This window comes from Marinibacterium sp. SX1 (assembly GCF_050389775.1).
Classification (GTDB): Bacteria; Pseudomonadota; Alphaproteobacteria; order Rhodobacterales; family Rhodobacteraceae; genus Marinibacterium.
On the sequence record NZ_CP177144.1, the window covers coordinates 2,478,879 to 2,494,210 of the forward strand.

General features: G+C 61.1%; 10 protein-coding genes. 7 read left to right on the forward strand and 3 right to left on the reverse strand.

Annotated features, from left to right (window positions below; all coding sequences use genetic code 11):
- Positions 1 to 149: 149 nt before the first annotated feature.
- From ACK3BB_RS11110 to ACK3BB_RS11140, 7 genes are all read left to right on the forward strand, one after another.
- Positions 150 to 1,640 carry a M10 family metallopeptidase C-terminal domain-containing protein gene (locus ACK3BB_RS11110; RefSeq protein ID WP_428924716.1) on the forward strand — a complete coding sequence of 497 codons (1,491 nt, stop codon included), beginning with the start codon at positions 150 to 152 and terminating at the stop codon, positions 1,638 to 1,640.
- An 86-nt stretch (positions 1,641 to 1,726) separates the two neighbouring features.
- Positions 1,727 to 3,259: a M10 family metallopeptidase gene (locus tag ACK3BB_RS11115; RefSeq protein ID WP_428924717.1), complete on the forward strand. Its 1,533-nt coding sequence runs from the start codon at positions 1,727 to 1,729 to the stop codon at positions 3,257 to 3,259.
- 528 nt (positions 3,260 to 3,787) lie between these two features.
- Positions 3,788 to 6,796 (forward strand): BPTD_3080 family restriction endonuclease, encoded by a 3,009-nt coding sequence (locus ACK3BB_RS11120; protein ID WP_428928724.1) that lies wholly within the window; start codon positions 3,788 to 3,790, stop codon positions 6,794 to 6,796.
- On the forward strand, positions 6,793 to 7,689 hold the full coding sequence (locus ACK3BB_RS11125) for a hypothetical protein (protein WP_428924718.1): 897 nt from the start codon (positions 6,793 to 6,795) through the stop codon (positions 7,687 to 7,689). The genes ACK3BB_RS11120 and ACK3BB_RS11125 overlap by 4 nt, the downstream gene beginning before the upstream one ends.
- Entirely contained in the window at positions 7,689 to 10,718 is a 3,030-nt protein-coding gene (locus tag ACK3BB_RS11130; RefSeq protein WP_428924719.1) for a site-specific DNA-methyltransferase, read from the forward strand. The genes ACK3BB_RS11125 and ACK3BB_RS11130 overlap by 1 nt, the downstream gene beginning before the upstream one ends.
- Positions 10,719 to 10,722: 4 nt before the next feature.
- A complete protein-coding gene (locus ACK3BB_RS11135) occupies positions 10,723 to 11,037 on the forward strand; it encodes a DUF4357 domain-containing protein (RefSeq protein WP_428924720.1) in 315 nt (104 codons plus the stop codon).
- Positions 11,038 to 11,041: 4 nt separating this feature from the next.
- A complete protein-coding gene (locus ACK3BB_RS11140) occupies positions 11,042 to 13,054 on the forward strand; it encodes a 3'-5' exonuclease (RefSeq protein WP_428924721.1) in 2,013 nt (670 codons plus the stop codon).
- A 71-nt stretch (positions 13,055 to 13,125) separates the two neighbouring features.
- On the opposite strand, the gene ACK3BB_RS11145 is transcribed toward ACK3BB_RS11140, so the two are convergent.
- The 3 genes from ACK3BB_RS11145 to ACK3BB_RS11155 all read right to left on the reverse strand — a co-directional run bounded on the left by ACK3BB_RS11145 (position 13,126) and on the right by ACK3BB_RS11155 (position 15,177).
- Positions 13,126 to 14,273 (reverse strand): IS3 family transposase gene (locus tag ACK3BB_RS11145; RefSeq protein ID WP_428924722.1). Its coding sequence is split into 2 segments (ribosomal slippage): positions 13,126 to 14,024 and positions 14,024 to 14,273, totalling 1,149 coding nucleotides; the frame shifts between segments, so codons are not numbered across the junction.
- A 26-nt stretch (positions 14,274 to 14,299) separates the two neighbouring features.
- Positions 14,300 to 14,986 (reverse strand): hypothetical protein, encoded by a 687-nt coding sequence (locus ACK3BB_RS11150; RefSeq protein ID WP_428924723.1) that lies wholly within the window; start codon positions 14,984 to 14,986, stop codon positions 14,300 to 14,302.
- Positions 14,983 to 15,177 (reverse strand): hypothetical protein, encoded by a 195-nt coding sequence (locus ACK3BB_RS11155; RefSeq protein ID WP_428924724.1) that lies wholly within the window; start codon positions 15,175 to 15,177, stop codon positions 14,983 to 14,985. The genes ACK3BB_RS11150 and ACK3BB_RS11155 overlap by 4 nt, the downstream gene beginning before the upstream one ends.
- Between the last annotated feature and the right edge of the window lie 155 nt (positions 15,178 to 15,332).

Consider the following 15,332-nt stretch of genomic DNA (forward strand, 5'->3'; position numbering starts at 1 on the left):
GGACGGCGGCGTCACCCGCCAAGCGTGGATGCGGAAGAATATCCCGTTTCCGGGCCCCGCGTGTTGCGCGCCCGGCGATTGTCGCCGATACTTGCACAAGGGGCCGGCAGGGCCCTCATGGACCATCGATTGCTTCAAGGAATTTTCGCATGACGGCAGTGACCGAGACCGGCCAGTCGGGAGAGGTGTTCGACCCTTGGCTGTGGGACCAGAAATGGGACGTCCAGACCCTGACCTACAGCTTTCCGACCGATGGCAGCTATTACACCTACCAGCCCGATTTCCGGGTCACCGAGCTGACCGAATCGCAGAAGGATGCCGTGCGCCGGGCGCTGGACGACATCGCCAGCTTTACCGGGCTGGATTTCCAGGAAGTGACCGAGACCCAGTCGACCGAGGCCGACATGCGCTTTGCCCAGGAAAACAACCTGGGCGGGGCCTATGCCTATCTGCCGACGACGGCCAGCCAGGGCGGTGATGCCTTCTTTGGCTCGGGCACCGAGAACCCGGTGATCGGCAACGAGGCCTATGTCTATTTCATCCACGAGATCGGCCATGCCATGGGGCTGGAACACGGGCATGAATACCCGGAATTCGTGGCTTCGGGCTATGACAGCCAGGAATACACCGTGGTGACCTATACCGATTACGTGGGCGACACCGACACGTTTTCCTATGACAGCGGCCTGGTCGATTGGGCGCAGAGCTATCAGCAGCTGGACATCGCCGCGCTGCAATTCATGTACGGCGCGAATTTCTCGGCCACGGGCGAGGTCTGGTCGGGCGACACGGTCTACATGTTCGATCCCGACACCGGCGAGATGTCCATCAACGGGGTGGGCCAGGGCACGCCGGCGGGCAACCGGATCTTCCGCACGATCTGGGACGGCCATGGCGAGGACACCTATGACCTGAGCAACTACGACACCGACCTGGCGATTGACCTGCGCCCGGGCCAGTTCTCGACCTTTTCCGAGGCCCAGCTGGCCGACCTGGACCGCAATTCCGACGATCCGTCGCGGATCGCCGCGGGCAACGTGGCCAATGCGCGGCTCTACCAGGGCGACCTGCGCTCGCTGATCGAAAACGCCATCGGCGGCGACGGCGATGACAAGATGCTGGGCAATGACGGGGCCAACGCGCTGATCGGCGGGCGCGGGCATGACGGGCTGTTCGGCGGATTTGGCGATGATATCCTGTCGGGGGCCAATGGCAACGACACGCTGAAGGGCGCTGACGGCAACGACGTGCTGCGCGGCCAGAACGGGGCCGATTTCATGGTCGGCGGCGCGGGCGACGACATCCTGATCGGCGGCGAAGGCTATGACCGGATGTATGGCCAGGCCGGGGCGGATACCTTCCGGTTCTGGTCGGTCGACGACAGCCTCAACGGCACGCGACTGGACCGTGTGCAGGATTTCACCAGCGGTGACGACCTGATCGACCTGGCAAGGATCTCGGACGGCTCGCTGCAATTGTCCATCGGCGGCGGGTTCAGCGAGGGGCTGGCCATGGCCATCACCCGCGAGAATAAGGGCAACACGGCGGTGATGGTCGATGCCGATGGTGACGGGCAGGCCGAGATGAAGTTCTTCCTGATCGGCACGCTGGACGTGACCGAGAACGACTTCCTGCTCTGACATCCCTGGCCTGCCGACGGGGCGGGCCGGATCACTGACCGGATGCGCCCGTGTGGCGCATCCTCCTGATACGAAGGCAATTCTACATGGCCACCCTCGCCGCGTCGGGCACGTCGTCCGACGATTTCGGTGCCTGGATCTATCCCGTGAAATGGGCCGATCCCGTGCTGACATACGCGTTCCCTGACAATGTGACAGATTTTGACTATCTGTCAGGCGACCCGCTGTCCCAGCTGAGCGCCGCCCAGCAGGCCTCTGCCCGCCGGGCGCTGGCCCAGGTCGAGAGCTTTACCAACCTTGGCTTCCAGGAGAGCGCCGATCACGCTGCGGCCACCCTGCGCTTTGTGGCCAAGGCCGATGAACCCACGGCTTCGGCCTATTATCCCAATGCCTTCGACAGCGGCGGCGACGGGTTCTTCGGCCCCGAAACCCGGGATCCGACGCCCGGCAACTATGCCGAGTTCACCTTCATTCACGAACTGGGCCACATGCTGGGCCTGGAACATGCCCACGAGGCGGCCGGCTTTGGCGGCAGCGCGCTGGACAGCACCGAATTCACCGTCATGAGCTATGCGGCCTTCGTGGGCGACGCACATGACGGCTATCGCAACGAGACCGGGGGCTTTGCCCAGAGCTTCATGCAGCTGGACATCGCCGCGCTGCAATTCCTCTATGGCGCCGATCATTCTGCCAGTGGACGGATCTGGTCGGGCGATACGGTCTATACCTTCGATCCGGGGACCGGCGAGATGTCGATCAATGGCGAGGGTCAGGGCCGACCCGAGGCCAACCGGATCTTTCGCACGATCTGGGACGGCCATGGCGAAGACACCTATGACCTGGGCAATTACACCACGGCGCTGCAGCTGGACCTGCGGCCCGGGGCCTGGTCGACCTTTTCCCAGGCTCAGCTGGCCGATCTCGATTTCTCATCCGACAGCGCGGCGCGGATGGCGCGGGGCAACCTGGCCAATGCGCGGCTCTACCAGGGGGATCTGCGCGGGCTGATCGAGAACGCGATCGGGGGCACCAAGGCCGACGAGATCATCGGCAACCAGGGCGCCAACCGGCTGGAAGGCCGGGCCGGGCGCGATACGATCCTGGGCGAGGCGGGCGACGACACGATCCTCGGCGGCCAGCACGGCGACACCCTACGCGGCGGGGCCGGCGATGACCTGGTGCTGGGCGGCAACGGGGCGGACCTGCTCTGGGGCGATGACGGGGCCGACCGGCTCAAGGGCCTGAACGGAAACGACGATCTGCGCGGGGGCAAGGGCGCCGACGTGTTGATCGGCGGGGCCGGCCAGGACATCCTGCGCGGCCATGCCGGGGCGGATGTGTTCATGTTCATGAAGGTTTCCGACAGTGCCGAAGCGGCGGGCTATGACCGCATCCTGGATGCGGTTTCGGGGCGCGACGTGCTGGATTTCTCGTCCGTGGCGAACAACCTGACCCTGTCCATCGGCGGCGGCCTCGTGGCCGGCAGTCGTACGCTGGCCACGCGGGAACGGGACGGCAACACGATCATTTCCGTCGATATCGACCGCGACGGCGCGGCCGACATGAAGGTCCTGGCGCTGGATGTGACAGGGCTGACCGAGAGCGACTTCCTGATCTGACGGGTGTCGGGCAGGCGGCGGCGTCAGGGCCGCCTGTGGGGGAGAGGCGGGCAGAAACTGCTGGGCCTTCGCGGCGGAGCGGGAATTAAAAAAGCCCTCCAAGGCTTTCACCTTGAAGGGCTTTTTATGGCTCCGGCGGTAGGGACAGGTGCTTTCCAGTAAACCACGTTGAAATCAAAGGAAATTTTCCAGAGTTTCCGGATCGGTTCCGGCGATGTGCCTGCGAATGTGCCGTAACCTGTGCACCGGGTCAAGAAGTGCACAGGCCAAGCCCCCGTGTTCGGATTTCAACCAACGTCGGGGATAGCAGTTGCTCCCGGGTTCGATGGTCGACAACGGGGTGCTGTGGCGATGGCCGAGCAGTCGATGCCAGCCTCCTTGGACGTGCGTCCGATACGAGCAACTGGCAGGTGTGCCCGGACTAATGTCTTGCGCATATAATGATGCCTTCAGGCATCTTCCTGGCTGATTGCCATGGAGAACATCCTTTGGTTAAGTAGCCGTGAGCAGGAAATAATCGAGACGACCATGTCATTTTTTGTGCGGCCAATTCTTAACTCGCCTTATTTTGTGCCCCAGCAGCATTGGGAATTGGACGGCGATGGCCGGCCGACCGACACAGTAGTTTCGAGCAGGCGAAAGTCCGAACTTATTTCGGCGATGCCGAAGCCCAAGAGCGTCAAAGGTGGCCGCCAGAACGAGATGGAACTCAGTTCTGCGGGACTTGAGGGACAGGATGTCGCCTATAACGTGACCGAGTTCGTCAACGAAATGCGATTCCAGGTCGATGCATGGCGGGCGCTGCCGAACCCGAATGACTGGCAGGTGACACCTATTACGCAGCGGCTCCTCCAACATTGGCGTGCGATCCAGCGCGACGAGAGCCAGGCCATTCGGCCTTTTTTCTGTCAGCTCGAAGCCGTCGAGACAGCAATCTGGATGACCGAAGTCGCGCCGAAAATGGGCGAGCGCGGAAAGCGGGTTCGCAAGCGTCTGGAAACCGCGAACGCGGAGGCGAACCCGGATCTCTTTCGCGTCGCCATGAAGCTTGCAACAGGTGCAGGGAAAACGACAGTGATGGCCATGCTGATCGCATGGCAGACGCTGAATGCCGTTCGCTCCCCCAATTCGAAGACCTATTCCCGCGGATTTCTGATCGTCACCCCTGGTATTACGATCCGTGACCGCCTTCGGGTATTGTTGCCGAATGATGCGGAGAGCTATTATCAGCGCCTTAACTTGGTCCCCGGCGATCTGATGCAGGACATGCAACGGGCCAAGATCGTCCTGACGAACTACCACGCCTTCAAGCTGCGTGAGAAAATTCAGCTGGCGAAGGGCACCCGTTCTGCTCTGGAAGGACACGGCGATGCCCTGTCCACCCTGGAGAGCGAAGGACAGATGCTGCAACGTGTTATGCCCGAACTCATGGGTCTCGGACGCATCAACGTAATCAATGATGAAGCCCACCATTGCTATCGCGAGCGACCTGGCGGCATCGTCGCCAAGTTGACGGGTGACGAGAAAAAAGAGGCTGACGAAAACGCAGAAGCCGCGCGCCTCTGGATCTCGGGTATCGAAGCCGCCAAGAAAAAGCTGGGCGTCCATACCGTCTATGATCTCTCCGCGACACCGTTCTTTCTCTCCGGCTCAGGCTGGATCGAAGGCACCCTGTTCCCTTGGGTGATCTCGGACTTTTCTCTCATGGATGCCATCGAGTGCGGGATCGTGAAGCTCCCGCGCGTCCCTGTAGCCGACAATCTCCCGGGTCAGCCCGAGCCCCTCTACCTGAAGCTCTGGGATTCCATCGGGAAGAAGATGCCGAAGAAGACCAAGGGCGCCAAGCCGGATCCGCAGAGCCTGCCGATCCCCCTGAAGACCGCCATCGACGCGCTCTATGGGCACTACGAGAAGACCTACAAGCTGTGGGAGGCGGAGGGTGTCGGCATTCCCCCGGTCTTTATCGTCGTCTGCAACAACACAACAAACTCGGAGCTGCTGCGCGATTATATGGCCGGTTACGAGCGGGAGGACGCGAACGGCGTCATCGAGACTGTGAAAGGAAAGTGCGAACTTTTCTCCAATTTCTCGACAGATGGCGACCGCTTGCCTCGACCCAGGACGATTCTCATTGATAGCGCCACGCTCGAAGCAGGCGGTGATGTCGACAAGTCGTTCCGGGACGCCCATGCCGAAGAAATCGAGGCCTTCCGCCGGGAACAGGCTGAGCGGGGTGGCAACCAAGACCTCACCGATGCCGACATCCTGCGCGAGGTGATGAACACCGTCGGGAAGAAGGGGCGCCTGGGAGAGCAGGTCCGTTGCGTTGTCTCCGTGTCGATGCTGACCGAGGGCTGGGATGCGAACAACGTGACGCACATCTTGGGCCTTCGCGCCTTCGGCACCCAGCTGATCTGCGAGCAGGTCATCGGCCGGGCCCTCCGACGTCTGTCTTACGATGCGGATCCGGAGACAGGGCTGTTCCGCACCGAATACGCGGACATCATGGGGATCGACGGTCTGAATTTCTCGGCTCAGCCAAGAATTGCACCGCCGCAACAGCCGCGCGACGTGGTGAATGTCCGGGCCGTCTCACCTGACCGCGACCAACTCGAAATTACCTTCCCGCGGGTGATCGGCTACGTCGCAGACCTGCCCTCGGATCGGCTCGACGTCGATTTCTCGGGTATGGAGCGCTACGTCCTGACAACCGAAAAAACCTCGGCCGCTGAGGTCACCATGCAGGGGATCGTCGGCGAGAGCGAGAAGCTCACGCTCGAATACCTTCGCACCACCCGGCAGTCGACGATCGCCTACCATGTCGCAAAGCACATGGTGTTCGAGAAGCTCCGCGATGCCCATCAGAAGCCCCGGATGCACCTCATCCCGGCAGCGAAGCGGATCGTCAACCAGTGGCTCTCCGAAGGGCACCTGCATTGCACCGGGGGCACCGTTCCAGCCCAGCTTCTCTACCGCGAGATCGCTGACGAGGTCTGTGACCTGATTTTTGGCGCCTTGATCGATAAACCAGGCGGCGACAGCGTCCTGCGCGCCGTCCTCGATCCCTACAATCCGACAGGATCCACACTGGGGGTCAACTTCAACACGACGAAGGCCACGCGCTACCAGCCGCGTCCCGACAAGTCGCACCTGAACTGGATCATCACTGACAGCGACTGGGAGGATAAGCTGGCCGCCCGGATCGAGGACCATCCGGCAGTGCTTTCCTACGCCAAGAACCACAACCTCGGCCTCGACGTGCCCTATCTGATGGAAGGCGAGTCCAGGGTCTACCGACCTGACTTCCTGGTCCGCCTTGATGCGCCGGAGCCGACGACTCTCATCATCGAGGTCAAGGGATACCGGGGCCATGATGCCATGCTGAAGGCCGAAACTATGCGCGCGAAATGGATCCCGGCAGTGAACCGTCTCGGGACCTACGGCAAGTGGGGATTCGCAGAGCTGCGGGACATCAACGACTTCGGACCCGCACTGGACGAGGTGATCGAGAAGATGCTCGGGACGGTGCCCGCATGACCGACATCCAGTTCGGGCGGCTCGTCGACCTTCCCCTTCGTGATGCCTGGAAACACGAGGCTCTCCAGTTCACACCTTGGTTGGCAGCGAATATCGACCATCTGTCTGATGCCATCGGGGTCCCCCTGGAACTGACCGGGACCGAGGTAGCGGTCGAGACATTTTCGGCTGATATCCTTGCGCGCAATCCGATGGATGACACGGTCGTTCTGATCGAGAACCAGCTTGAAACGACAGACCACACTCATCTCGGTCAGATTATGACGTATCTGGCCGGTCTGGAAGCGCAGACAGTGGTCTGGATAGCGCCTGCATTCCGCGAGCCGCACCTGTCAGCCATCAGGTGGCTGAACCAGCACACGGCGGATGGATTTTCCTTCTTTGCCGTGAAAGCCCGGGTGGTCCGCATCGGCGATAGCCCGTATGCGCCGATTTTCGAGGTGGTCGAGAAGCCGGATGTGTGGAACCGGAAGCTGAAGGTGGAACCTCAGGGCGGTGACCTCAGGAATTTGCGTGCGGCTTACTTCGATCAGATCCGGGCGCGATTGCCGGAGTTCGCATCCGAGCAGCGGAAGCGTCGGTTGTGTTTCCCGCTACCAAGCCATCCGAACCTCAGTATCGCGATCGAGGTCCATCGGTATAGGGCGATGATTTTCGTGTTGTCTGAAACAGCGACTGACTATGGCGATCTTGGAAAAGAGATCATCACCGCAATACCAAATATCGAAGAGACTTTGGGCGACATTCGAGAAGCGAAATGGGGTGGTGCTTTGTTCGCCTCCACGCGCTGCACGCTCGATCAGACACAAACATGGAACGTGACGCTCGACTGGCATGTCGACCGCGTGAGGACATATGCGGCCGCCTTGATGGCCGAAGAAGGACAAGCCTGATGCCGCAGGACAAGACCAAGATCGACCCCATCACCCATGAAGACGAGCGTGTGAACATCCCCACGCCCGAGCTTGCCCCGATGATGGATCCCGACGACGCCCGGCCGATCAAGGCGGCCTATGCCTTGCGCAACCCCGATCTCGATCCCCAGCTGATCTGGCGCGGCAAGGATATCGACCAGGCCGCCGTCACCGCCGACGCGCCGCCGATCTACCTGCAGGAACAGGTGCATCCCAAGGCGATCATCGAGGACCTGCGCGCCGGCAACAAGCGCAACGGAGAGGGCGGGGGCGTCGACCTCTTCGATCATTTCGGCCTGAGTGACGAGGATCAGGAGGCCGAGATCGAATTCTACCGCCACCACCGCAAATGGTCGAACCGGATGATCCTGGGCGACGGGCTGCAGGTCATGGCGTCGCTGGCCGAACGCGAGGGGCTCAAGGGCCAGGTCCAGGCGATCTACATGGACCCGCCCTATGGCATCAAATTCAACTCCAACTTCCAGTGGTCCACTACCAACACAGCGGTGAAAGACGGCAAGCTGGAGCATCTGACCCGCGAGCCCGAGCAGGTGAAGGCCTTCCGAGACACCTGGCGCGACGGCATACACTCTTACCTGCAATACCTTCGCGACCGGCTGGTGGTGGCGCGGGAACTCCTGACCGAGAGCGGGTCTTGCTTTGTCCAGATCGGGGACGAGAACGTTCACCGTGTGCGGGCGCTCATGGATGAGGTGTTCGGAGAAGAGAATTTCTGTGCTTTGATTTCGTATAGGAAGACAACCGGAGCTGGTAGCCCTGCCATCGGCACGGAGGTTTTGGCTGGAGTAAAGGACTACATCGTTTGGTTCGCGAAGAGCCGCCCGAAACTCAAATACCGGCAGCCCTACAGAGGGAAGGAAGCTGGCGCCGAGGGTGCTGCAAGCTACAATCGAGTTCAGAGTCCCGATGGGATGACTGTAAAAGGCCTTCGTGCCGCCGAGGACTTCGAACGTGATTACGAACCCGAAGGTTGGCGGCTGGTTGCTTCAGACAATCTGACTTCACAGACCGGCGTGGCCACGACGCAGATTCCAAGAAATCATTTCGGTGAAACGTATCGGCCTACTAAGGGAGGATGGAAGACAAACGATTTGGGCTTGTCGCGACTGGCTATGGCTTCCAGGCTCACAAAGGGGGGAATTGCACTTCGCTACGTTCGCAACTTGCTCGATTTCGCGGCGATCCCAATCAATGTTGATTGGCAAGATACCAGCACTGGAAGTTTCACCGAGGATAAAGTGTATGTGGTCCAGAGTGGCACAAAAGCCGTAGCTCGCTGCCTCCTCATGACCACCGACCCCGGCGACCTCGTGCTCGATCCCACCTGCGGCTCCGGCACCACCGCCTATGTGGCCGAGCAATGGGGCCGGCGCTGGATCACCATCGACACCTCGCGCGTGGCGCTCGCGCTCGCCCGGGCCCGGATCATGGGCGCGCGCTACCCTTGGTATCTGCTTGCCGATAGCCCCGAGGGGCAGAAGAAGGAGGCCGAGGTCACCCGCTCCGCCCCCGCCACCGCCGCGACCTATGGCGACATCCGCCATGGCTTCGTCTACGACCGCGTGCCCCACATCACGCTCAAGTCCATCGCCAACAACACCGAGATCGACACGATCTGGGACACCCTGCAACCGGCCGTCGAGGAGGCCCGCGCTGCCCTCAATGCCGCCCTCGCAAGCCACCCCGCGCCCTTCACCGTCGAATCCGGCGGTCGGAAGGACAAGAAGATCGACTTCACCGCCACGGGCGAGGTCGAACTGCCAAGCGGAGAGATGGCCCCGGCGAACGGCTTCATGGAATGGGAAATCCCTCGCGAACCGGGGACACCATGGCCCGCCAGCCTGATCAAACTGCATGGTCCCGCCAAGGACGGGAATGCCTCCGCCTTGGCAGAGATCAACCGAACCCTGGGGGGGTCGTGGACCGAGGACACCCTGCCGCCCGGTCCTGTCACACCCTGGCCAGAGGCCGCGGTGAAGTCTCATGAAGCGTTCTGGAAGGCCCGCATCGCCCGGCAGACCGAGATCGACAAGTCCATCGCTGCCAAGGCCGATTTCGAATACCTCTACGACAAGCCCTTCGAGGACAGGAAGCGCGTCCGCGTCGCCGGACCCTTCACTGTCGAAAGCCTCTCGCCGCACCGCACCCAGGCGGTGAACGAACACGGCGAACTGATTGAGGAGCATGACGCAGCCCAAGGCAAGCGCAGCGGGCGCGAACTGGAGGCCGAGAACTACCGCACGGCCATCCTCGACAACCTCGCCAAGGCCGGGGTCCAGCAGTCCGACAAGGAGGACCGGATCACCTTCACCTCCCTCCAGGCGACCGGAGGCGAATGGCTGGCCGCCGTCGGGCTCTACATGGAGGGCGAGACGGAGCGGAAGGCCGGCATCTTCCTCGGCCCCGAATACGGCACCCTGCAACGCGCCGACCTGATCGCCGCCGCGCGCGAGGCCGTCGACATGGGCTTCGACATCCTGATCACCTGCGCCTTCAACTACGACGCCCACACGGCCGAGACCCGCAAGTTGGGTCGCCTGCCGATCCTCCAAGCCCGCATGAACCCGGACCTGCATATGGCGGGCGATCTGAAGTCCGGCGGCGGCAACCTCTTCGTCGTCTTCGGCGAGCCGGACATTGTTGTGAAAGAGGAGGGTGACAAGATCAGGATCGAGCTTCTGGGCGTCGATATCTTCAAGCCCGCAACCGGAGAAGTCGTGTCCTCAGAGCCCGATGACATCGCCTGCTGGTTCATCGATACCGACTACAACGAAGAGAGCTTTTTCGTTCGTCACGCATATTTCCCCGGGGCGGACATCCCCTACAAGCAGCTCAAAACCACGCTGAAGGGAGAGATCGACGAGGAGGCCTGGGAAAGCCTGAAACGGACGGTGTCACGTCCGTTTGCGCGGCCGAAGTCGGGCAGGGTGGCTGTGAAGGTCATCAACCACCTCGGGGACGAGGTCATGAAGGTGCTGGGGGTGTAAGTGGATGGATAAGTTTTTCCTGTTGATAGAAAAAGCTCATGCAGTAGCGTCCAAAACAGTAGGTGGTTTCGTCGTCCACGCGGGTTCTACGGCCATGGTAGACGGCTCGCCTTTCGTGAAGCGTGACCGACCGCTGCGCGACAAGCTCGTGAGAGACGGAGTGCTGGTCCCTCATCGGGATTTACAGCTTCTGCGGTTTTCCCGCGATTACGTGTTCGATAGTCCGAGCGCCGCGGCTGGAGTTGTCAAAGACGGGAACTCGAGTGGGACAAATGACTGGAGAGACACAGTAACCGGCAAGAAAATGTCGGAGATTTGAGCGAGTGACCCACCGCATCGCCGACACTTTCTACGACGCACTGGCCAAGCTGACGCCGCAGGAGCAGAAAGCTGTCAAGCAATCCGCCTTCGACTTCCAGATGGATCCGAGCCTCCCCGGCTTCCAAATGCACCGTGTCGATCGGGCGAAGGATCCGAACTTCTGGACCGCTCGGGTCACGCGGGACATCCGGATGGTCATCCACAAGACCGACGGCGATACGCTGCTGGCATGGGTTGGCCACCATGATGCCGCCTATCGTTGGGCCGAGACCCGGCGAATCGAGGCACACCCGAAGACCGGCGCAATCCAGATCGTCGAGGCGCGCGAAACCGTCGAGGATATTGTCGTCCAACGGTTCGTCGAAGAGGCCGTTCTCCTGCCACGGCTGTTCGAGGCTGAGTCCAACGAAACTCTTCTTTCCTGGGGCGTCCCGGAGGACTGGATCGGCACCGTTCGGGAAGCCACGGACGAAACCGTTCTGGATATTGCAGGCTATCTGCCGTCCGAGGCTGCCGACGCCATCCTCGCCGCGGCTACCGGGGAACGGCCGACACCCTCCATTGCTTTCGCGACCGCACAGGACCCGTGGTCTCACCCGGATGCGCTGCGGCGGTTCCGTGTTGTGGAGGACGTCGAAGAACTCCGTGCGGCGCTGGATGCTCCTTGGGAGAAATGGACCGTTTTCCTCCATCCGGCACAGCGGGAATACGTGGATCGCGACTTCAACGGCCCGGCGCGGGTGATCGGCTCTGCTGGCACTGGAAAGACCGTGGTCGCTCTCCACCGTGCTGTGCGCCTCGCCGCCGATCCGTCTGCTCACGTCCTGCTGACCACTTTCAACCGGCGTCTGGCCGACCTTCTTCGTCGAAAGTTGCCGCTGGTGGCGCCGCCTTTGGTCATGGATCGGATCACCGTCGAAAGCTTGGGGTCCGTGATCCACAGGCTTCATGCCGAGCGGTTCGGCGGAGTCGACATCGTCGACGAAATGACCTTGCGACGTTTCCTGGAAGAGGCTGCGGTAGGAGCGTCACTCACTTTCGATCCGGAGTTTCTTTTCGATGAATGGTCCCTTATCATCGATGCGTGGAACGTTCGGGATGCCGAGACGTATCGCGATCTGCCGCGGCTCGGTCGGAAGCAGCGCATGGCGGCCTCACGGCGCGAGGCCCTATGGGCTGTCTTTAACGCCACGAGGTCGCGGCTTGAGGTGCAAGGCCTTACCACGGAGGCATCGAGTGCGCATGACCTGCGCGGCCACGGCAAATTCCCATGGACACATGTCGTCGTCGACGAGGCGCAGGACATTTCGGTGCCGGAGCTTCTTTTGCTGGCCGACGCTCTCGGTGCGAGTCCCAACGGTCTCTTCTTCGCCGGCGACATCGGCCAGAGGATTTTCCGTGCTCCATTTCCATGGGCCGCTGCTGGCATCGACATACGTGGACGCTCGCGCAGCCTGAAGGTGAATTACAGGACGTCCCATCAGATCCGGAGGCGCAGCGACACGTTGCTGCCTGAAACCCTCGTAGAAGCCGATGGCAGCGAAGAAAGCCGCCTGGGTGTGACCTCGGTTTTCGACGGACCAGCACCGGCTATTCGGATCTTCGATGATCCTCATCGGGAACACGATGAACTTGGACAATGGATTGATGACCTTCGGAGTCGTGGTGTCGAGGCGGACGAAATTGCCGTTCTGGTCCGCTCGGCGGTTCAGGTGAGACAGTTTGAAGGCCTGAAGGCCCAAGTCATGCTGATGCATGATGCGAAGGGTGCCGAGTTCAGGGCCGTTGCGGTCGCGGGATTGAACCATGATGTTCTCCCGGACAATGCGCGGCTGCTTGTTGCTCTGGATGAGGCGCAACTTGACGAGGTCATGGCGACTGAACGCCATCTGCTCTACGTCGCCGCTACACGTGCCAGAGATTTCCTATGGCTCTCCGGCACCGAGCCGGTTTCAGAGTTCCTGGCAGACCTTGCAGCCCTTGAAACGGGCCCCTCTGATGGGCCCGGGCAGTAGCTCCAGGTTGTGGCGAAACCGAATGTCGCCGGTTCACTGTTTGGCCTGCTGCCGGTTTCGTGGACGACAACTTAAGCTTTCATAGCTCGCTCCTCGAATGTGATAGGGCTTAGATAGCCTATGGTCGAGTGGCGGCGCTTCGAGTTGTAGAAGCATTCGATGTAATCGAAGACATCTGCACGCGCCTGCTTTCTGGTTCGGTAGGTTTTGCGTTTGATCCGTTCTGTCTTCAGCGAAGAGAAGAAGCTTTCCATCGCAGCATTGTCCCAGACATTTCCGGACCGGCCGATCGAACAGGTGATGCCGTGGTCGTCCATCAGCCTTTGGAATGGTTCGCTGGTATACTGGCTGCCCTGGTCGGAATGATGCAGTAGCTCCTTTGGTCGACCTCTGCGCCAGATCGCCATAATCAAGGCGTCCGTGACCATCTGCGACGTCATCTGATCGCTCATTGGCCATCCGACGACACGCCGCGAGAAGAGATCAATGACGGCGGCGACATAGAGCCAGCCTTCCACTGTCCAGATGTAGGTGAAGTCCGCTACCCACTTCTGGTTCGGACCATCCGCATCGAACTCACGTTCAAGCACATTGGCAGCTTTGATCGATCTCGTGCCCTCGTCTTTCGGTGGTTGCCGACGCTTTGGACGAGCTCTGAAGGCCGCCTGCCGCATCAGTCGCTCAAAGCAATGCAACCCGCAGGAATAGCCCTCTTCAAGAAGATCGTGCCAGACCCGCCGTGCGCCATAGGTCCTGTCTGAACGCAGAAAGCTCGCGCGGATCGCCAGCGACAGCTCTTCATCGCGGATCGACCGGTTGCTGCGTGGTCGCGTCAGCCAGGCATGGAAGCCGCTCCGTGACACACCGAGCGCGTCACACATCCAACTGACTGGCCACACCCCTCGGTGTTTCGCCACAAACCAAAACATCACAGCCGGTCCTTGGCGAAGTAGGCTGCGGCCTTTTTTAGGATGTCCCGCTCCGCCTTCAGTTTCGAAACCTCGCGCCGCAGGCTTCTGAGCTCTTCTTGTTCCGGGGTTAGCTTGCCGTGTCCGGGGAACGCAGCCGACCCGTCTATCTCAGATGCCCGCACCCACCGGCGAAGTACAGTCGCGTGTATTCCAAGATCTCTTGAAGCCTGCGCCGTACTGACGCCACGCTTCGTTATCAGCTCCACCGCTTCCTGTTTCAACTCGCGGCTGAATGCTCTTCTCGTCATGTGAATTCTCCAGTTTCATGAACACCTTATCTCGGTGCCCACAAAACCGGCAGCAGGCCAGATTCGCGCTGCCTCGCAACCGCTGGCGTCATGTCTTCCGACCGCACGGCTCGACAGAAGACATGGGCGATGTCCGGGGACCAAGTGGCGGAATCGGCGGCCAGGGCAGCATCCTTACAAGCCGCGAAATGATCGGCGAGGGTTGCCATGGTCTTGCAGACGGATTTCGGGGCCGGACGTGCAATGTCGGCTGCGGGTTGCGCAGGACAGTTTGCAGCCTGCGCGGGACCGGATGGCCTTGATGGTTGGGCCTCGGGATCCTCGCGAGGGACTTCGGGTCCTGTGGGTTCCAAGGGTTCGGCGGTTTTCAGGTGCGGTGACGGTTCGGCGTCCTTGGGAATGTCGATGACGATGTCGCGCACGGTTGGACTAAGATCGCGGTGCTGCACCTCATTGCGGAGGGAAGCAAAGTTTGTCGGCGCGGTGCCGTCGCGCAACTGTCCAGTATGCTCGGCGCTGGTGAGGTCCGGCACCCTGATGTCCGGAAGGATCTGTTGAATCCGGCGCGTTTCTTCCGGGGACTGGATGCGGCGGGCTTCCACCGAATACAGGTGCATCGCGATACCCAGGGTCTCCGGCGACCATGCATGGTCGACCCGCTGCAGCGGGAGGCTGTCGCGGATGCCATCCTCCAGAAGGCTCTGCAGGATCACCGGCATCTCACCGGCATCAAATAGAGCAAATAGAGGCGGGTTTCATCATCTGCACCGAACCTGCCGCTCATCCGGGCCATGCGCACCTGGCGGCGTAGGGAGAACAGGCTGTCCTCAAGGCAATGACGGAAATACCGCCCTACAAGCTCTTCGGGCAGTGGCGGCGCCATGAAAACGAAACTGTCGAACATCCGATCGGACTCCTGGGTCAGGTGTCTTACCCAATTATGCGCAAGATTTTGGTCTGTCGTCCCCAAGGGCAAAGGAACTGCAGGAACGGATGCAAAAAAAATCGGGGAGCCGACGGCGGAAGTGAAAGCGGTCGCCCTTGCGGTGCAGATATCGA

Coding starts and splice junctions, on each gene's coding strand:
- ACK3BB_RS11135 (WP_428924720.1), top strand. CDS start 10,723: ATGGATAAGTTTTTCCTGTTGATAGAAAAAGCTCATGCAGTAGCGTCC.
- ACK3BB_RS11120 (WP_428928724.1), top strand. CDS start 3,788: ATGTCATTTTTTGTGCGGCCAATTCTTAACTCGCCTTATTTTGTGCCC.
- ACK3BB_RS11115 (WP_428924717.1), top strand. CDS start 1,727: ATGGCCACCCTCGCCGCGTCGGGCACGTCGTCCGACGATTTCGGTGCC.
- ACK3BB_RS11125 (WP_428924718.1), top strand. CDS start 6,793: ATGACCGACATCCAGTTCGGGCGGCTCGTCGACCTTCCCCTTCGTGAT.
- ACK3BB_RS11110 (WP_428924716.1), top strand. CDS start 150: ATGACGGCAGTGACCGAGACCGGCCAGTCGGGAGAGGTGTTCGACCCT.
- ACK3BB_RS11155 (WP_428924724.1), bottom strand. CDS start 15,177: ATGTTCGACAGTTTCGTTTTCATGGCGCCGCCACTGCCCGAAGAGCTT.
- ACK3BB_RS11130 (WP_428924719.1), top strand. CDS start 7,689: ATGCCGCAGGACAAGACCAAGATCGACCCCATCACCCATGAAGACGAG.